Annotated in this window: 14 protein-coding genes and 1 tRNA gene; 6 read left to right on the forward strand and 9 right to left on the reverse strand. The window is 61.9% G+C overall.

What is annotated here, in order from left to right; translation table 11 throughout:
- Positions 1-9: 9 nt before the first annotated feature.
- Both OKW20_RS03490 and OKW20_RS03495 read right to left on the reverse strand, forming a co-directional pair.
- Positions 10-1014 carry an ABC transporter permease subunit gene (locus OKW20_RS03490; protein WP_034800844.1) on the reverse strand — a complete coding sequence of 335 codons (1005 nt, stop codon included), beginning with the start codon at positions 1012-1014 and terminating at the stop codon, positions 10-12.
- A gap of 204 nt (positions 1015-1218) precedes the next feature.
- Positions 1219-2814 (reverse strand): ABC transporter substrate-binding protein, encoded by a 1596-nt coding sequence (locus OKW20_RS03495; RefSeq protein ID WP_034800843.1) that lies wholly within the window; start codon positions 2812-2814, stop codon positions 1219-1221.
- A gap of 647 nt (positions 2815-3461) precedes the next feature.
- Here OKW20_RS03495 and OKW20_RS03500 point away from each other — a divergent pair.
- A complete protein-coding gene (locus OKW20_RS03500; protein WP_429170210.1) occupies positions 3462-4175 on the forward strand; it encodes a helix-turn-helix transcriptional regulator in 714 nt (237 codons plus the stop codon).
- A 76-nt stretch (positions 4176-4251) separates the two neighbouring features.
- Entirely contained in the window at positions 4252-4641 is a 390-nt protein-coding gene (locus tag OKW20_RS03505) for a response regulator (protein WP_043618400.1), read from the forward strand.
- Between the two features lie 63 nt (positions 4642-4704).
- Here the strand turns inward: OKW20_RS03505 and rirA are convergent, their stop codons facing one another.
- Positions 4705-5169, reverse strand: coding sequence for an iron-responsive transcriptional regulator RirA (gene rirA, locus OKW20_RS03510; protein ID WP_034801384.1), 465 nt, complete (start codon positions 5167-5169; stop codon positions 4705-4707).
- A 213-nt stretch (positions 5170-5382) separates the two neighbouring features.
- Between rirA and OKW20_RS03515 the strand changes: the two genes are divergently transcribed.
- Entirely contained in the window at positions 5383-6402 is a 1020-nt protein-coding gene (locus OKW20_RS03515) for a Fe(3+) ABC transporter substrate-binding protein (protein ID WP_429171139.1), read from the forward strand.
- A gap of 86 nt (positions 6403-6488) precedes the next feature.
- Here the strand turns inward: OKW20_RS03515 and OKW20_RS03520 are convergent, their stop codons facing one another.
- The 3 genes from OKW20_RS03520 to OKW20_RS03530 all read right to left on the reverse strand — a co-directional run bounded on the left by OKW20_RS03520 (position 6489) and on the right by OKW20_RS03530 (position 10366).
- Positions 6489-7550 (reverse strand): M48 family metallopeptidase, encoded by a 1062-nt coding sequence (locus OKW20_RS03520; RefSeq protein ID WP_429170213.1) that lies wholly within the window; start codon positions 7548-7550, stop codon positions 6489-6491.
- Entirely contained in the window at positions 7540-8634 is a 1095-nt protein-coding gene (locus tag OKW20_RS03525) for a YjgN family protein (RefSeq protein WP_429170215.1), read from the reverse strand. Before OKW20_RS03525 ends, OKW20_RS03520 begins: the two co-directional genes overlap by 11 nt.
- Before the next feature lie 235 nt (positions 8635-8869).
- The gene (locus OKW20_RS03530) at positions 8870-10366 is read right to left on the reverse strand and encodes a CoA-acylating methylmalonate-semialdehyde dehydrogenase (protein ID WP_429170218.1); all 1497 of its coding nucleotides are present in this window, start codon (positions 10364-10366) and stop codon (positions 8870-8872) included.
- 127 nt (positions 10367-10493) lie between these two features.
- Here OKW20_RS03530 and OKW20_RS03535 point away from each other — a divergent pair, with 127 nt between their 5' ends.
- Positions 10494-11375, forward strand: coding sequence for a LysR family transcriptional regulator (locus tag OKW20_RS03535; RefSeq protein WP_043618241.1), 882 nt, complete (start codon positions 10494-10496; stop codon positions 11373-11375).
- Between the two features lie 54 nt (positions 11376-11429).
- Here the strand turns inward: OKW20_RS03535 and OKW20_RS03540 are convergent, their stop codons facing one another.
- Positions 11430-13193, reverse strand: coding sequence for an adenylate/guanylate cyclase domain-containing protein (locus OKW20_RS03540; protein ID WP_429170220.1), 1764 nt, complete (start codon positions 13191-13193; stop codon positions 11430-11432).
- A 247-nt stretch (positions 13194-13440) separates the two neighbouring features.
- Here OKW20_RS03540 and OKW20_RS03545 point away from each other — a divergent pair, with 247 nt between their 5' ends.
- Positions 13441-13641: a hypothetical protein gene (locus OKW20_RS03545; protein ID WP_429170222.1), complete on the forward strand. Its 201-nt coding sequence runs from the start codon at positions 13441-13443 to the stop codon at positions 13639-13641.
- A gap of 49 nt (positions 13642-13690) precedes the next feature.
- Here OKW20_RS03545 and OKW20_RS03550 read toward each other — a convergent pair.
- A tRNA-His gene (locus tag OKW20_RS03550) sits at positions 13691-13767 on the reverse strand.
- A gap of 189 nt (positions 13768-13956) precedes the next feature.
- Complete coding sequence (locus OKW20_RS03555) at positions 13957-14406, reverse strand: phasin (RefSeq protein ID WP_429170225.1); 450 nt, start codon at positions 14404-14406, stop codon at positions 13957-13959.
- Between the two features lie 230 nt (positions 14407-14636).
- Here OKW20_RS03555 and OKW20_RS03560 point away from each other — a divergent pair, with 230 nt between their 5' ends.
- On the forward strand, positions 14637-18347 hold the full coding sequence (locus OKW20_RS03560; RefSeq protein ID WP_429170227.1) for an ATP-binding protein: 3711 nt from the start codon (positions 14637-14639) through the stop codon (positions 18345-18347).
- The last annotated feature ends 80 nt before the right edge of the window (positions 18348-18427 follow it).

Raw genomic sequence — 18427 nt, forward strand, 5'->3', positions numbered from 1 at the left:
ACGCCCTCCTTAGTGCCGGATGCGCGGATTGATGAGACCGTAGAGCAGGTCGACGATCAGGTTGACCAGCATGATCACCGCAGCGATGACGAGCAGGCCGCCCTGGATGACGGCGTAGTCGCGACGCGACACCGAATCCACCATCCACTTGCCGATGCCCGGCCAGGAGAAGATCGTTTCGGTCAGGATCGCGCCGGCGAGCATGACGCCCACCTGCAGGCCGATGGTGGTGACCACCGGGATCATCGCATTGCGCAGCGCATGGACGCCGACGACCCGGAAGGTCGAAAGGCCCTTGGCACGTGCCGTGCGCACGTAGTCTTCGGAGAGAACTTCAAGCATCGCCGAGCGCGTCTGGCGCGCGATGACCGCAAGCGGAATGGTTCCGAGCACGATCGTCGGCAGGATCAGATGGCTGACGGCCGACTTGAAGGCGCCGGCCTGGCCGGACAGGAGCGAGTCGATCAGCATGAAGCCGGTGACCGGCGGGAAGAAGTACATCAGCGAGATGCGGCCGGAGACCGGCGTCCACTGCAACATGCCGGAAACGAGCATGATGAGCAGCAGGCCCCACCAGAAGATCGGCATCGAAAAGCCGACTAGCGCAGTGCCCATCATCGCCTGGTCGACGGCCGAGCCGCGCTTGATCGCAGCAATCACGCCGGCCGGAATGCCGAGAATGACCGCAAACAAGATCGCGCAGAGCGAAAGCTCGACGGTTGCCGGGAACAGTTCGAAGAACTGGTCGATGACCGGCTTCTTGGTGACGATCGAGGTGCCGAAATCACCCTGGAGCACGCCCCAGAGATAATCGAGATATTGCACCACGATCGGCCGGTCGAAGCCGAGTGCGTGTGAGATTTCCGCATGTCGCTCCGGCGACATGACGCGCTCGCCCGAAAGCAGCGCAACCGGATCGCCCGGAAGCAGGCGGATGAAGGAGAAGGCGATGATGGAGACGCCGACGAAGGTCGGTATCAGGACAGCCAATCGCCCCAAGAGAAATCGGAACATGTTAAACCCCGCGCCATGTTGCCGCGGCATTGTATCCCGCCGCTGGCACCACCGCATGCTTTCCCACTTAACGGCCAAGCATACAGCAAGTCGAAATGCCACAGCGACCTTTTGCGCTCCAGCAGGAACTCGGGGTCGCTATAGTGGATGCAAAGAGGGGCGCTTGCCCTTGGCAAACGCCCCCTTAAGGATCAGTTAACTAAATTACTCGGTGATGTCCACGCCGTCGAAGGCAAAATCACCAAGCGGGCTCTGAACGAAGCCCTCGACGTTCTTGCGCATCGGCACGACCGAGAGCGAGTGGTCGATCGTGGCCCACGGCGCTTCGCGTTTAAAGACGACCTGCGCCTCTTCGTAGAGCTTGGTGCGCTCTGCCGGATCCGAGGTTTCCTTCGCCTTCTTCACGAGAGCGTCGAATTCCTGGTTGCACCACTGTGCACGGTTGTTGCCGCCGACAGCGTTGCAGCCGAGAAGCGTGTCGAGGAAGTTGTCCGGGTCGCCGTTGTCGCCGGTCCAGCCGAGGATGACGGCACCGTCACGATCCTTCGCCTTGGACTTGTCGAGGTATTCGGCCCACTCGTAGGAGACGATCTCGACCTTGACGCCGATTTTGGCGAAGTCCGACTGCATCAATTCAGCTGCGCGACGGGCGTTCAGCATGTACGGACGCGAAACCGGCATTGCCCAGAGCTTCATCGACAGGTCCTTGACGCCTGCGTCTTCAAGCATCTTCTTGGCGACTTCCGGCTCGTAGGTGTCGTCTTCGATCTTGTCGTTGTACGACCACATCGTCGGCGGGATCGGGTTGACGGCCGGCTGGGCAGCGCCCTGGAAGACGGCATCGACGATCGCCTGCTTGTTGATCGCCTTGTTCAGCGCCTTGCGGACTTCCGGCTTGTCAAACGGAGCCTGGGTCGTGTTGTAGGCGAGGTAAGAGACGTTCAGACCGGCCTGTTCCATGACCTTCAGGTTCGGGTCTGCCTTCATCTTCGAAACGTCGGCAGCGTTCGGGAACGGCATCAGGTGGCATTCGCCAGCCTGGAGCTTCTGGAAGCGAACCGAAGCGTCAGAGGTGATCGCGAAGACGAGGTCGTCGATCTTCTGCTTGCCACCCCAGTAGTCCGGGTTTGCCTTGTAACGGATGACGGCATCCTGCTGGTAAGCAACGAAAGCGAACGGACCGGTGCCGAGCGGCATCTGGTTCATCTGCTCCATCTTGCCGTCAGCCTGCAGCTTGTCGGCGTATTCCTTCGACAGGATCGAAGCAAACGGCATCGCGATGTTGGCGAGGAACGGAGCTTCCTTGCGCGTCAGGGTGAACTTGACGGTCAGGTCGTCGACCTTTTCAACCGACTTGATGACTTCCGGGAAGCCCATGCCGGCTGCGTATTCCCACGAAGCGCCAGCAATGTACTTGTTCCACGGGTTGTCGGCCTTCAGCTGGCGCTCATAGGAGAACACCACGTCGTCGGCAGTGAAGTCACGCGACGGCGTAAAGAACTCGGTGGTCTGGAACTTGACGCCCGGACGCAGCTTGAAGGTGTAGACCAGACCGTCGTCGGAGATCGTCCAGCTTTCGGCGAGACCCGGCTCAACTTCGGTCGTGCCCTTCTTGAACTCGAGCAGGCGGTTGTAAACCGTGTGCGCAGCCGCGTCGAAGGTCGTGCCGGCGGTGTACAGGCCCGGGTCAAAACCCTCTGGCGAACCTTCCGAGCAATAAACGAACGTCTTCGACCAGGCGGAGCCGGCCATCAGCGTGGCAAGCGCCGTCGCTGCAAACAGAGTAGTGAGCTTTTTCATGAGCTTTGCTTCCCAGATTTGTTTTTGTTCTCGTGTTTTCCTGACGCGGAATGCCGTTGCCCCCCGGTCAAGGCCGGATGGAACGACATTTGGCGTCGCATTGCAATAAGTCGCCGCAGAAATTTGTCTATGCGAAAAATTCGTCCGCAGGTAGAGCCGGGATATTCGTCCACTGTTTTAGAATCGACTGACAAAACAGTGCGCTGCAGCACCGAAACTCCATGGCGTTTTGGCCGCTTTCGCAGGGCCTGCGGCCCGCCCTGCCCGCCCGTCAGTGGCGCGATGCCGGCCCGCGGCAGCCGCCTGCTTTCCTCGGCGAATGCGCGATGGAGAAAGCCGTGATCATTGGCCGCACGGACATGCGATTCGGTTTCGACAGCTTTCCGTCAATCCCAAGATACTATGGTAGAAATCCCGAACGGGATTGTGCAATAAAATGTATACAAAACTCGGGGGAGACATTCGACGTGCCCAGACGTCCTTGGGAGGGACCGGCAGCTGCCTTTTACTGCTTTCAGTCGTTCGGCAGGCTTGCCGAGGGACGGGCATGACGCAGCCTGCCCGCAATACCGGCAACGCACATTGCCGATTGATCGCTGCGGCGCGCGGGATAAACTGCCGCGCGACCATAAGGGGATAGCCAGTCCGTGGCGGCTTTGCTGGAAAATCACAGGCGATACGACCTTCGCGACGAGCTAGAGAAGGCGCTGAACCGCGTCGATTTCTTCCGCATTTTTCATACGATGGCATTGCGCTTCGGCTTCAGCCATTTCGGCATCCTGCAGCTCGGCAACGAGAACGACGCCTGCATGCTGTCCACCCGCCTGGTGCTGCACGACCTGCCCTCCGGGCTCGCGGAAGAATACGACAAGCGCCATCGCTTCGGCGACTCCGTGTTCTACAAGACATTGCACCGCTCGGCGATCTCGTCGGTCTGGCGGGCGGACGACGCCGGCTGCGACGCCGGGCAGAACCTGCTGGTGCAGCTCGGCTTCGAACTGCTCGTCAGCGTGCCGGTGCACGCAGCCTCGACCGGCGCGCGCTACGCCGTGCTCTTTCTCGGAGACGGGGAGGATATCGGCCGGGCCGAGCATGTCGCGCTCGCCTACGACGCGATCGCCGCCTTCGACTATTTCTATCGCATCGCGCTTGCCAACAAGGCCGGGATGGGACTGACGCCGCGCGAAACCGAAATCCTCAAATGGATCTCGCACGGCAAGACGGCAAGCGAGATCGCGCTCATCGTTTCGGTGTCTGAGCACACGGTGAACTCACACACCGCAACGATCCTGAAGAAACTCGACGTCGTCAATCGCACCCAGATGGTGGCGAAGGCAATCCGAGAGCAGATCATCCAGTAACAGCCGATGCGTGGCCGCGTTTCGCACCGCCACGCCCAACGAACGGGACGCCCGCCATCAGCAAGGGTATTCGGTCATGACGCGAAAAGCACACATCCTGCTCGTTGACGACGACCCGGCAGAAAACCTGATCCTGCGCGCGCTCATCCGCAAGGTGAGCAGCATCGACATCGAGCTGCACTACTGCCAGACGATGGACGATGCGCTTGAATTCCTGCGCTCGGGCAAACCGGTGTCGATGATCCTGCTCGACAACCGCCTGCGGCCGCAGCTCGATTTCCGCGAGACGGTCCCAGCCCTCCGGCACCAGGGCTATATCGGCCCGATCGGCGTGATCTCAGCGTCGCTCGCCGATGCCTATTTTCAGAATCTGGAGGATTACGGCGCCGATTTCCGCATCGACAAGGCTGAAATCGACCCGACTGCGATCGACTTCATATTGCGGGAATATCTACCGCAGGAATAACACCCGGCGGCACGTCAGCCGCCAGGCCATGCCGCGCGATGTGCGCGGCGGTGTTCGGAGATATCAGGCAGCCGAGGTCTGCGGACGCTTGGTTTCTTCCAGGCCAAGCAGGAAGTTGATCTGCGGGCGGGCCTTGACGAGGTCGTCGATCGTGTAGCCCTGCAGCACTTCGAAGAAGGCGTTCAGCGCCTTGCGCAGCGCCGAGTTCAGGCCGCAGCTGTCGACGAGCGGGCATTCGATCTCACCCGCTTCGAAGCATTCCGCCATCGCGAAACTGTCTTCCGTCACCTTGACGACGTCGAACAGCGTGATCGCCGAGGCAGGCTTCGGCAGGCGTACGCCGCCGTTGCGGCCACGCACGGTTTCAACGAGGCCGGCCTTGGTCAGCGGCTGCAAGATCTTGAAGAGAAACAACTCGGAAACGCCATAGGCCCTGGCGATTTCGGGAATGCGGCTGAGCTTTTCCCCGTTGGCGGCGCAGTACATCAACATGCGAACCGCGTAGTTCGTTTGCTTCGTCAGACGCATCATTCACTCCGGCATCGAGAGGTTCACGAACTCATCATATAGGACGGATCGTAGTTTGGAACAATTCCAAAAAGCCAGAAAAGTCACTTCTTGTTGAGCGTTTACGGTTTCCTGATTGACTGATTGCGGCGCCCCGGTCAGAAAGATGAGGAATTTTGTTAACTTAGCTCAAACGAGAAAATGGAGGAAGCGATGTCCGTTTCAAGAGCAGCGATGGGCGTTCTGTCCCTGACGGCAACCCTGCTGGCAACGAGCGCCGCCTGGGCCGATGGTGAAGTCAATATCTACTCCTACCGGCAGCCCGACCTGATCAAGCCGCTGCTCGACGCCTTCACCAAGGAAACCGGCATCACCACCAATGTGCTCTTCCTCGACAAGGGTCTCGTCGAGCGCATCCAGGCCGAAGGCGCCAACTCGCCGGCCGACGTGATCCTGACCGTCGACATCAGCCGCCTGACCGAGGCGAAGGATGCGGGCGTCACCCAGCCTGTTGTCAACGAGACGATCAACAAGGACATCCCGGCGCATTTCCGCGATCCTGAGGGCAACTGGTTCGGCCTCACCACCCGCGGCCGCGTCGTCTATGCTTCCAAGGAGCGCGTTGCGCAGGACGACATCACCTATGAAGAGCTTGCCGACCCCAAGTGGAAGGGCAAGATCTGCACCCGCGACGGCCAGCATTCCTACAACATCGGCCTGTTCGCCTCGATGATCGCCCACCATGGCGAAGCCGAGACCGAGAAGTGGCTGACGGGCCTGAAGAACAACCTCGCCAAGAAGCCTGACGGCGGCGACCGCGACCAGGCCAAGGCGATTCTCGCCGGCGAATGCGACCTGGCACTCGGCAACACCTACTATGTCGGCCTGATGATGACCAACGAGAAGGAGCCGGAACAGAAGGATTGGGCAGCGGCCATCAAGGTGCTCTTCCCGAATGCCAAGGACCGCGGCACGCACGTCAACATTTCGGGCATGGCGCTCGCCAAGAACTCCCCGAACAAGGACAATGCGCTGAAGCTGATGGAATTCCTGTCGGAAGGCGAAGCCCAGAAGATCTACGCCGAGCAGGTGTTCGAATATCCGGTGCTGCCGGGCGCCGAGCCGTCTGACGTCGTCAAGTCCTTCGGCACGATCAAGCCGGACGAACTGCCGCTCGCCGACATCGCTTCGAACCGCAAGAACGCTTCCGAGCTGGTCGACAAGGTCGGCTACAACGACGGTCCGCAGGACTGATCACAGACAAGTCGCAAGACAGAAACAGCGGGCCATCGGCCCGCTGTTTTCGTTTCGGGAATAGCGAGACGACAGGTCCTGCAGGCTCATTGCGCCTTGGCGCGCAACTCCGCCGCATAGTCGAGGATCGCCTGGCGCCGCTCCGGCGTCCCTGGATGCGTCGACAGGATGCTGGTTTCGCCATGATCGTCGAGCTTTTCCTCGATCAGATCGAAAAAGCGGGCAATTGCCACCGGATCCCTGCCCGCCTTCTGCATCAGCTCCACCGAATGCCTGTCGGCCGCACTTTCCGCCCCGCGCGAATAGGAAAGCGAAAGAAGGCCGGCGCCCTGCACCAGCAGATCTTCGGTTCCAGACCCGATATCGCCGCCGATCATCATGATGAGGCCGGCAACTCCGGCAGCGCGATAGATCTGGCGCAAACTGTGTTCCAGTTCGACGTGGCCGATCTCATGCGCCAGCACGCCGACAATCACTTCCGTATCGTCGCCGGCAAGCTCGATGAGTTCGTCGGTGACGACCAGCGTGCCGTCCGGGAGCGCAAAGGCGTTCGGCCCGACAATCCCGCCTGTGCGAAAGTTGAGCGTGTATCCGGCTTGGCCCCGGATGGAGAGGGCGGCTATCGCATTGAACCCTTCGCGGATTCTCTCCTGGCGCTCGGCGCTTAGCTTGGTCTTGTCGAATACAGTTCGGTCCATCGCCTCGATCGTACTCGCTGACATGATCTTCGGCACGACTGGCGGCGTCACCAGCACCGCGATCTCGACGAGCGCCGGCACCGCATAACGGTAGACGGCCCAGCCGGAAAGTATCGTGGCAGCGACGACGGCAATCAACTGAGGACGAAAGCGTTCGAGGTGATGAATGAAGCCATGGCCGACCTTGCCCCTGGCGGTCAGCAGCCGATCGATCGCTTCGTTATCAAGTGTTTCGAAAAGCGAACCGCCAGGAAAATCGAGCCGGCGCGGGATCGCCCCGACACGTGCGGAAACCTCGATCTGCGCAAAAGCCGCAGCCACGAGTGTGCCGCTGGCCTCATCCTGCACGGCAATCTCATCACCGATCTCGACGAGCTTTGCTGGCACCGACCGGCTTGAGCCCGGCGGATGCCATTCGCCTGAAGCAATTCGTGGACGTTCAGAAACCAAAATCGAACCCTTCGAACTCGATGAACTCAGCGCCGACGGCCGAGCCTTGCTCTTCGATGTCGCTGACCAGAGTGCCGACCGATCCAGCAATCAGAACGCCCGTATGCTCCCACGTGTAGTGCGCCATTCGCACGGCCGCCCAGGGCCGCAGGAAACCGAGGCTCAGAACCGTAACAACGAGGTTCGAAATGGCGATCCAGGTGTAGCGTCCCCGTGACAGATTGCTGCGGAATCTATGTTTTTCATCAAATCTCGACGCGCTCCAGACCGCGTTGCGCACGGCGGCACGATAAAACAGTGTCGCGACGCCATAGACGCTCAGCACGACCGCGTACATTGCACCAGCCAACACCCAGTGCACTGTCACGTAATCGGGGGATACGGCTTCGTAGAGGGCTGTCACTCGAACCGTGCCGATAATGATTGCTGCCATTACGATGCCGACGATCACGCCGAATGCGGCACCGATGCACATCCCCCGATAGAGCGGAAGGAGCGGCGGATCGGTATGAAAGGACTTGCCGCCAAGACGCAAGTTCGACCCAACATAACGGCCAATCCATCGGCTGGCGATCGGAGCCAGCAGCCCGAGCGAAATGAGCGTGAGCAGGCCGCCGAGGATAAACGCCTTGAATGCGCCACCTACGCTACCAACAAAGTCGAAGCGGACATTGCGGTAGCTGGTCACGCGCGCGTTAAAGCGCAGCCCCCTGACGACAAGCCATGGCACCGCAACGATCACCGCGATGGTCGGCAGCAGCGCCAGGATTGGGACGGTGGTCGCGATGACGTTCAAAATCACTAGGCCGCCAAGAACGATGAGACGCCCGACAAGAATTTGGCCACCTCTCGCGTGATACTCGAAGGCACGGCCGAGCAGAACGGTGTTTCCGTAAAAGTATCGATTTCGCCGGACCTTTGCCCAGGCGGAATAAATGCCAAGCGTGACGATCGTCAAAAACACGTTGACGATCCAGATGCCGAAATATTCCTTGCCGCTCCCCATGAACGAGAAACGGTGAAAATCGATCGACACGTCGCGTGTCGGCGCTGCTTGAAACGACGTCGCTTCAGCCACAACCATGATGGGCCCCCTCCGTCCATCCGTTGTGCATCGGACACGCCGCAAAAGCGCTCCAACAGCACAGGATCAAACACAATTCGCCTGCTGCGCCCCCGCCCGCCAGGCTGCCGTTGGAGCTGCGGTCCATTCACGGCCCTTGCCCACGGTTCGCAAATTAGTTGTGTCGCGTCGCCGAATGCAACAAAAAAGGGCCTCCCGAAGGAGGCCCCGAGGCGGGAGGATCTTTATCCCGTTGTTACTTCATCGTCGGCATGACGAACTCGGCACCGTCCTTGATGCCCGAGGGCCAACGCTCGGTGATGGTCTTGGTGCGGGTCCAGAACTTGATCGAGTCCGGGCCGTGCTGGTTGAGGTCGCCGAAGGACGAGGACTTCCAGCCGCCGAACGAGTGGTAGGCGAGCGGAACCGGGATCGGAACGTTGACGCCGACCATGCCGATGTTGATGCGCGAGGCGAAATCGCGGGCAGCGTCACCGTCGCGGGTGTAGATCGCGACGCCGTTGCCGTATTCGTGCTTCATCGGCAGATCGAGGGCTTCCTCGTAGGTCTTGGCGCGGACGACCGAGAGAACCGGCCCGAAGATTTCGGTCTTGTAGATGTCCATGTCCGGGGTGACGTTGTCGAACAGGCAGCCGCCGATGAAGTGGCCTTGCTCATAGCCCTGAAGCTTGAAGTCGCGCCCGTCGACCACGAGCTTTGCGCCCTGCTCGACACCGCTGTCGATCAGGCTGCGGATACGCTGTTCGGCTTCCTTGGTGACAACCGGGCCCATGTCGGCCTTCTCGTCGGTGTACGGGCCGATGCGCAGGCTTTCGACCATCGGCGTCAGCTTGCTGATCAGGCGGTTGGCGGTTTCCTCACCGACCGGAACGGCAACCGAGATCGCCATGCAGCGCTCGCCGGCCGAACCGTAGCCGGCGCCCATCAGGGCGTTGGCGGCCTGGTCGAGATCGGCGTCCGGCATGATGATCATGTGGTTCTTGGCACCCCCGAAGCACTGGGCGCGCTTGCCGTTCATGGCAGCCGTGCCATAGACGTAGCGGGCAATCGGGGTCGAGCCGACGAAGGAGACGGCTGCGATATCCGGATGCGTCAGGATCGCGTCAACCGCACCCTTGTCGCCGTTGACGACGTTGAGAATGCCCGCCGGCAGGCCGGCTTCGATCATCAGTTCGGCAAGGCGAATCGGAACGGACGGATCACGCTCGGACGGCTTCAGGATGAAGGCGTTGCCGCAGGCGATGGCCGGGGCAAACATCCACATCGGGATCATGGCCGGGAAGTTGAACGGGGTGATGCCGGCGCCGATGCCGACGGCCTGGCGGATCGAGTACATGTCGATGCCGGGGCCGGCGCCTTCGGTGAACTCGCTCTTCTGCAGATGCGGAATACCGATGACGAATTCGCAGACTTCGAGACCGCGGATAAGGTCACCCTTGGCGTCTTCGATCGTCTTGCCGTGCTCGCGCGACAGGATCTCGGCGAGCTCGTTCATGTTGGCGTTCAGAAGTTCGACGAACTTCATGAAAACGCGGGCGCGGCGCTGCGGATTGGTGGCCGCCCACTTCGGCTGTGCTGCCTTGGCGCTTTCGACGGCTGCCGAAAGTTCCGCGTCGCTTGCGAGCGCCACGGTGCCCTGCACTTCGCCCGTTGCCGGGTTGAAGATGTTGCTCGTGCGGCCGCTGGTGCCGGCAACGCGCTTGCCATCGATGAAATGACCGAGTTCGTACATGGATGTCTCCTCCTGATCTTGATTGTGGCGGCATGATCGCACTACGATTTAAACAAAGCAATTTCCGATATTCAGCAACCGTTGTGCAAGAATTAAAGCCCAACGACCGCAACCGGGGCTCAACACCATGAACTGGGACGATGTCAGAATGTTTCTAGCCGTGGCGCGGACCGGACAGATTCTGGCCGCATCCAAGCGGCTGGGCGTCAACCATGCCACGCTCAGCCGTCGGGTGACTGCGCTGGAAGAGGCTATGAAAACGCGGCTGCTGGTGCGCCGGCCGAACGGCTGCGAGCTGACCGCCGAGGGTGAAATCTTCCTCAGTGCTGCCGAGCGGATGGAGACAGAGATGCTGGCGGCGCAGTCGCAGATCGGCCGGATAGATACGGCGATCGCCGGCACGGTGCGGATCGGCGCGCCCGACGGCTTCGGCGTCTCTTTCCTCGCGCCCCGCCTCGGAAGGCTGACCGCCCGATACCCGGAACTGAAGCTGCAGTTGGTGCCGGTCCCCCGCTCCTTCTCACTGTCGCAGCGCGAGGCCGATATCGCGATCACCATCGAGCGGCCGGAACAGGGCCGGCTCGTGTCTTCGAAACTCACCGACTATACGCTCGGCCTCTACGCCTCGGCCGACTACCTCGAAAGACACGGTACGCCGCAGACGATCGACGATCTGAAGGGACACCGCCGCATCGGCTACGTCGAGGACCTGATCTTCACGCCGTCGCTGAATTTTTCCGCCGAAATCATGCGCAGTTGGGATGCCTCGTTCGAGATCTCCAGCGCCACCGGCCAGACGGAGGCGGTGCGCTCCAGCGCCGGTATCGGCATCCTGCACAACTACATTGCCCGCCATGCGCCGGAGCTGAAACGCATCCTGCCGGAAACGACCATTCGCCGCGCCTACTGGACCACCTATCACGAGAGCGCCCGCGATCTCGTGCGCGTGCGCACCGTCGTCGCCTTCCTGCAGGAATTGGTGACGGCGGAGCACCAAATCTTCGTCTGAGATATCAGGCGCCCAGGCACGCACCTCACGAGCGAACCCGGTCGAGGCAGATATTTAAAGGGAAATCCCGGCTTCGCGCAGACCGTCTATCAGCCGCGGAATGATGGCCGGATCCTGGTAGGGCATCGCCCGCTTGAAGTGGTCGATGGAAAAGTCCGGGTTGACCTCGAAGACCTCATGCCAGTAGCGCCGCGCTTCCTCGTGGCGCCCGGTGCGACCATAGAGACAGGCAAGATAGAAGCGCGTCATGTCCGACCGCGGCGCCAAGGCCAGGCGCCGCTTGAAGGCAATCTCGGCTTCATCGAAGCGGCCGAGATTGAGCAAGGTCCGGCCAAGGAAATGCAGCGCCAGGTCGAACTGCGGATCGAGCCGGTGGGCGCGGGTGTAGAAGGGCAAGGCCTCCTCGAACTGGCCGAGAAAATCCCTGATCGTGCCAAGCTGCGTGTGGCCGCCGGCGGAGTTCGGGTCGAGTTCGATCGTGCGCTGGGCAGACCGCTCGGCCTCGTCGAAGCGACGCTTCCAGCAGAGCGCTATCGCGAGCGCGTGGTGGCCGTGAGGTTCATGCTCGTCGGTCTCGACCGCTTTCTGCGCAAGCTTGAGAGCGCGCTCGATATTGTCGACGGTGCCACCGTTCCACCGATTGATGTAGTCGGTCATCGCGATGATCGCGAGGGACGCGTAGGCTGCGGCAAGCTCCGGGTCGATGACGATCGCCCGTTCGAGCATGCTGCGCGCTTCCGCCGATGACACCGCGTCGAACCGCAGGATCGCCTGGCGCGACCGCACGAGCAGATCGTAGGCCTCCGGATCGACCTTGCCGCGCCCCTCGCGCCGCTCCGTCTCGCCAGCCGTCAGCTTCACCTTGAGCGCCGTCACGATGGTGCGCGTCACCTCGTCCTGGACTTCAAAGATATCCTCGATGCCGCGATCGTAGCGCTCGGCCCAGAGATGGCCCCCGGTGGTTCCGTCGATCATCTGGGCGTTGATGCGAATGCGGTTGGCGGCGCGGCGCACGCTGCCTTCGAGCACGTAGCGAACGCCGAGATCGCGGCTGACCTGACGGATATCCGCCGACTTGCCCTTGTAGGCGAAGGAGGAATTCCGGGCGATGACGAAGAGACCGGAGACCTTGGAGAGATCGGTGATGATGTCCTCGGTGATGCCGTCGGCGAAATAGCCCTGCTCCGGATCGCCGGACATGTTGTCGAAGGGCAGCACGGCGATCGACGGTCGGCTCGGAAGTTGCGGCGGGGCCTCGGCGGCGACCCTAATCGGCGCGTCGGCATATTCGTCCGGCGACCAGCTCCAGATATGCACCGGCCGCTCGATGTTCTTGACCTCGTGGTGGCCGCTGTCGACGAAATCAAGCTCGATACGGCCGTGCACATATTCGTGCACTCCATCGGAAATCGCCACGCCGCCGGGCCTGGCGAGCGCTTCGATCCGGGCGGCGACATTGACGCCATCGCCGTAAAGGTCGCTGTCGGCGACCATGATGTCGCCCATGTTGATGCCGACGCGCAGCACGATCTGCTGATCGTGGGGCACGTCCGCATTGGCTAAGAACATCGCCCGCTGCAAGGCGGCAGCGCATTCGACCGCGTTGACGGCGCTCGAAAACTCCACGAGCACGCCATCGCCCGTCCGCTTGAACACCCGGCCCTGGTGGGTTTCGACGAGCGGTTCCAGCACTTGGCTCCACCGCGCCATCAATTGTGTGTAGGTGGTCTTCTCGTCTCGCTCCATCAGCCGGCTGTAGCCGACGACATCGGCAGCCAGGATGGCGGCAAGCCGCCGTGTGATGGATTCTTTGGCCATGGATTGCGACGCCTTACTGGGAATCCTCTTGGCCAAATTTTACCGGCGGATGGGTCTCGTGTCTATTCGAACCGGATCCGCCCAACGCCCAAATACTAGCCCGAATTGGGTATCGCGACGACAGGAACCCGGCGCGCTGGTCCGACGTTGCTTTCACAGGGAAGAGAGCTGCTTGCTCAAGGCGATGGCTCCGACACGCCGGTCGCAGTCGGCACGCGCTCACGCTTCGACAAAGGAGTATGGAAGGATGCTTGTGTCCATGCCGGGCCGGCCGATCCTGCCGGGTGAACTCACCAAGATCGACGATGTCTTCAAGGAAGCGCTGCGCGAGCGAGAACTTTCGCGCCAGTCGGCAGAGGCATCGGCGCTCGCTGCCCGGCTCATCGAACTTTATCAGAACGGCGTCCAAGATATCGTGGCGCTCAGAGCCCTGGCCAAGCTGTTCTGACCAAGCAAGGCGCCCTGCAAGTCTCTGTACCGGTGGAATAGGGAAGAAATGGTACGGTTGGTGGGAATCGAACCTACGACCTCAGGTGCCACAAACCTGCGCTCTAACCAACTGAGCTACAACCGCACATAAAGCGACATCAGTCGCTTGGCGGCTCACATACGGAGACTTCCGTCGCTTTGCAAGCCTTAACTTGAGATTATCCTGGAAAAAATCCGGATGGCAAGCCATCCGGATTCTTGGTTTTGGGCGCAGATGGCAGAATTGGGCGACAGCAATCTATCGCCATTGTTCAGCCAGCGCAGTCTGTTGACTTTAGACCTTCTTGAAGGACGACATCGCCTTTTCAGCGGCGTCCTTGCCCGGCTTGGCGACGTTTTCGGCAACCTTCTTGGTCGCTTCCTGCATCGACTTCGCCTGCTCGACGGCGAGTTCGGCCTGCTTGCGGACAAAGCTCGTCTGCAGTTCGACGAACTCCGACAGCGACTTCACACCGAGCAGCGCTTCCATGTGCGACAGCGAATTTTCAGCATTGGTGCGCAGTGCGTCGATGGCCTTGAGACCGAGTTCGACGGAGCCGGTCTGGGCGCTTTCGAGCGTCGCTTCGACGGTCTTCGTTGCCTCTTCGGCAGCGGTCTTCATCTTGGCATAGGCTTCCTTCGACTGGAGGGCACCCTTTTCCGCGAAGTCGCGGAAGCTGTCGGTGAACTTCGCCGGGTCGAAAGAGGAAAGGGAAAATACGTCGTCGGTCTTCTTGGTAGCCATGAAAGCGCTCCTTGGTGTCTGGCCCTCTTCAGAGGCGCCGTTGATTGATGCGCATTATATAAACTACTTGCTTGTGCATTGCAATAAAATTGTGCAGTGCACAAAATCCGGAGAATTAACCTTTCGCGCCGAAAGCCGTGACGAAGCTCCGGCCCTCGCTGGACCCTTGCGGGCCTGCCGGGTATTAATAGAGTGTTAACCCGCAAGCGATCCGTCAATAGGCCCCATTTATGCCCGCGAGACAGTATCCCTTCATTGATATCGCCGTGCATGCGCGGGTGCGGGAGCATTTTGCCCGCGGCGACGCGGCGATCCTGTTTTCGCGGGACTTCGCACGCATTCTCTGGGCCAACGACCAGGGCGCGGCCTTTTTCGGCGCCGGTTCGATCTATGATTTCATCGATGCAGGACCGGACCAGGGCGACCTGTCGCTGCGTCAGCTCAAGGCCGCGGGAGCGCAGCTCGTGCGCGCCGGCGACCGGCGCCAGCTTTCGATCCGCAAGTTCTCGGGCTTCCGCGGCACGCCGCTCAATGTGAGCGTGGAGATGATCCGCGTGCGCCCGGACGAGGACGCCGTACTCTTTACCGCACCGCATTCGGGCGCGCCGCTATCGCTTGAGGATCGCGCTGCACGCATGATCGCCGGCCTCGACGGCCCGGACACCCACATGGCCGTTCTCGACGGCAACGGCGGCATCATCGCGCACTCGCCGGGCTTCATCGATCTCGGCATGTCGGATGAGACGCGCAAGCAGCTCGTCGACGCCGTCGGCCGGGACCATGACTGGCTGATCAAGCGCCCGGTCGCAACGCGGAAAGGGCACCTGCCGGCCGCGGTCGGCAAGATCGCCGACGAGCCGTCGCTGCACCTGCTCTTTGCTGTCGAGACCATTCTCGGCACGCTCGATCCAGACGAAGAGACTGAGGCGGCGCCAGCGTTGCCGATCCTGCCGCCGGCCGGGGAACTAGAGCCGACCGCAGAGACACCGGCCCCCTTTACAGCCGCTTCAGAGGCAGCGGACACCGTCGAACCGGCCGAAGCGCCGGATGAAAGCGCTGCACCAGCCGAAGACGCTGCCCTGGCCGACGCATTCGAACAGGTGGTGCCTGTCGAAGCGGATGCCGCGCAGGACGATGGCGACCTTGAGAACGCAGACGTCGACGTCGCTGCAGACGAGGTCGTTCTGCCGGAAGAACCGGAGGCGGTTGCCGCTGCAGATCCGCAGGCGCTTGCGGCTGTTGATGCGGACATTACGGTGCTGGGCGCGGAGCCAACGGAAGAGGAAGGCGAACAGGCGCCTGCGGTCGCGACCGACGTGACCGCGGCCGAGACGCCGGCCGCCGCCGAAATCCCGTTGACGGAAGAGGTCGTTCGCGAGGACGAGACGGTCGAGGCCGCCGAGACCGCCCCGTCCGAACAGGCCGACTTTGCGTTCGTGCCCGGCGCTCGTGCGGTGCGCTTCGTCTGGAAGATCGACGCCGAAGGCCGCTTCAGCGAGATCTCCGAGGAATTCGCCACCGCCGTCGGCCCGCGCGCCGCCGATGTGATCGGAACCACCTTTAATGAAGTGGCGGCACGCTACGGCCTCGATCCTGACCAGAAGATCGGCGCGCTGCTGCAGCGCCGCGACACCTGGTCGGGCAAGACGATTTTCTGGCCCGTGCAGGGCACGAGCCTCAAGGTTCCGGTCGATCTGGCGGCGCTGCCCACCTACTCGCGCTCCCGCGAATTCGACGGCTTCCGCGGTTTCGGCATCGTGCGTCTTGCCGATGCCGTCGAAGACGAACACGCCAACGGCCTGACATTCGACGCCGCAACGGACATGGCGGAGGAACCGGACGCGGAAGCGACGTTGCCGGAAGATCACGCGCATCTTCCAGCTACCGGCTCCGAGATCGAGGAACGGCCCTCAGACGAGGTGCAGGTCGTCGAACAGCCGTCGTCAGAAGCGGAAGCCGAACCTGCCGCAACGGTGCAGGATCACGACGCGACCCAAGACCAGGCCCTCTCCACCAGTGTGGATGAGGCAGAGCCGGACCACGCGGCCGAAGTCGCCTCGGATGAACACGACGCGGCACCGGAGGATCCCTTCCAGGGAGAACGCCCTGCCCTACAGCTGGTCGATACGACCGAGCCTCCAGCCTCCGACAAGATCGTCGAACTCGAGAAACATCGCGCCGCAACCGCGCTGACGCGCGGCGAACAGGCGGCGTTCCGCGAAATCGCGCGGCAACTGGGCGAGCATTTCGGCAAGCCGACGGAAACCGCGCCGGTCGAGGAAAGCGACGCGCCGGCCGATGCGAGCACACCCTTGCCGGTGGACGCGCACGAAACCGTCTCGTCCTCGACGCCAGCGGCAGAAGAGCAGCCTGGCGCGGAAGAAACCGAAGCGGAGACCGACGACGGGGTGGCCGAGGACGAGCAGGCGAGCGTGCATCTACAGCCGCAAGCGGCCGATATCGGCCTCAGCGGCGAGATCCTCGACAGCCTGCCGATCGGCATGCTTGTGCATCGCGGTGAAGAACTGCTGCACGCCAATCCGGAATTCCTGCGGCTCACCGCCTATGGCGACCTCGACGACTTCGTCCAGGAAGGCGGCCTCGACGCGCTCTTTGCCAACGGCGAGGAGGCGACCGACCAGGAACCCGACGGCACGATGATGCTGATCCGCAAGGACGGCCAGATGCGTCCGGTCACCGCACGCCTGCACACGATCCGCTGGGACGGCCGGAGCGCGCTGATGCTGGCGCTGACGCCGGCAGCCGCGAACATGCCATCGAGCAAGCTCGACCAGGCCATCTCCGATGACGACGTCGATCGCCTGAAGACGGAAATCGACGAGCTGAAATCGATCCTCGAAACCGCGACCGACGGCGTCGTCGTTCTCGGCCATGACGGCGACATCCGCTCGATGAACCGCTCGGCAAGCGCGCTCTTCAACTATGACGAGGGCGAGATCCGCGGCAAACCTTTCGCCGCGCTCTTCGCCCACGAAAGCCAGAAGGCAGTCATCGACTACCTGCACGGGCTTTCCGGCCACGGTGTCGCGAGTGTTCTGAACGACGGACGCGAGGTGATCGGCCGGGAAGCGAACGGCGGCTTCATTCCGCTATTCATGACCATCGGGCGGCTTTCGGCCTCCAATGGCTTTTGCGCCGTCATCCGCGACATCACCCAGTGGAAGCGCACGGAAGAGGAACTCCGCAACGCCAAGCGCGCGGCCGAAACGGCGAACGCCCACAAGACCGAGTTCCTCGCCCGCGTCAGCCACGAGATCCGCACGCCACTCAATGCGATCATCGGCTTTTCCGACATGATGGCGAGCGAGCATTTCGGCCCGGTCGGCCACCCGCGCTACATCGAATATGCCGGCGACATCGGCCGCTCCGGTCGCCATGTGCTCGATATCGTCAACGATCTGCTCGACATCTCGAAGATCGAGGCCGGCGAAATGGAGCTCGACTTCGGCGCCGTGGAGATCAACGACGCGGTCTCGGAAGCCGTGTCGCTCGTCCAGCCGCAGGCCAACAGCCAGCGCGTCATCATCCGCACCTCGCTGTCAGCGGCGGTGCCCAACGTCGTGGCCGACGGCCGGTCGATCAAGCAGATCGCGCTCAACATTCTGGCGAACGCCATCCGCTTCACGCCCTCGGGTGGCCAGATCGTGGTGTCGACCTCCTACGAGGCCAATGGCAGCGTGATGCTGCGGATCCGCGATACCGGCGTCGGCATGACCCGCGGCGAACTGGACCAGGCGATGAAACCGTTCCGGCAGGTGACGACGGGCGCGCGCAAGCGTGGCGACGGCACCGGGCTCGGCCTGCCTCTGACCAAGGCGATGGCAGAGGCGAACCGCGCCCACTTCTCGATAACCTCGGCGCCGAACGAGGGAACGCTGGTGGAAATTTCCTTCCCGTCACAACGCGTCTTGGCGAACTGAGGCCGGATGCTATAAGGAAATGTTGACTTGTGGTGGCCAGTTTGCTGGCCGCCACTGGCCATGTCCTGCCGTCATGCCGC

Source organism: Ensifer sp. LBL (genome assembly GCF_050435225.1).
Lineage (GTDB): Bacteria > Pseudomonadota > Alphaproteobacteria > Rhizobiales > Rhizobiaceae > Ensifer.

What these genes read in the sequence shown, in the direction of transcription:
- OKW20_RS03515 (WP_429171139.1), top strand. Translation starts at nt 5,383, where the DNA reads ATGGGCGTTCTGTCCCTGACGGCAACCCTGCTGGCAACGAGCGCCGCC.
- OKW20_RS03555 (WP_429170225.1), bottom strand. Translation starts at nt 14,406, where the DNA reads ATGGCTACCAAGAAGACCGACGACGTATTTTCCCTTTCCTCTTTCGAC.
- OKW20_RS03525 (WP_429170215.1), bottom strand. Translation starts at nt 8,634, where the DNA reads ATGGTTGTGGCTGAAGCGACGTCGTTTCAAGCAGCGCCGACACGCGAC.
- OKW20_RS03545 (WP_429170222.1), top strand. Translation starts at nt 13,441, where the DNA reads ATGCTTGTGTCCATGCCGGGCCGGCCGATCCTGCCGGGTGAACTCACC.
- OKW20_RS03505 (WP_043618400.1), top strand. Translation starts at nt 4,252, where the DNA reads ATGACGCGAAAAGCACACATCCTGCTCGTTGACGACGACCCGGCAGAA.
- OKW20_RS03495 (WP_034800843.1), bottom strand. Translation starts at nt 2,814, where the DNA reads ATGAAAAAGCTCACTACTCTGTTTGCAGCGACGGCGCTTGCCACGCTG.
- rirA (WP_034801384.1), bottom strand. Translation starts at nt 5,169, where the DNA reads ATGCGTCTGACGAAGCAAACGAACTACGCGGTTCGCATGTTGATGTAC.
- OKW20_RS03560 (WP_429170227.1), top strand. Translation starts at nt 14,637, where the DNA reads ATGCCCGCGAGACAGTATCCCTTCATTGATATCGCCGTGCATGCGCGG.
- OKW20_RS03535 (WP_043618241.1), top strand. Translation starts at nt 10,494, where the DNA reads ATGAACTGGGACGATGTCAGAATGTTTCTAGCCGTGGCGCGGACCGGA.
- OKW20_RS03490 (WP_034800844.1), bottom strand. Translation starts at nt 1,014, where the DNA reads ATGTTCCGATTTCTCTTGGGGCGATTGGCTGTCCTGATACCGACCTTC.
- OKW20_RS03530 (WP_429170218.1), bottom strand. Translation starts at nt 10,366, where the DNA reads ATGTACGAACTCGGTCATTTCATCGATGGCAAGCGCGTTGCCGGCACC.
- OKW20_RS03540 (WP_429170220.1), bottom strand. Translation starts at nt 13,193, where the DNA reads ATGGCCAAAGAATCCATCACACGGCGGCTTGCCGCCATCCTGGCTGCC.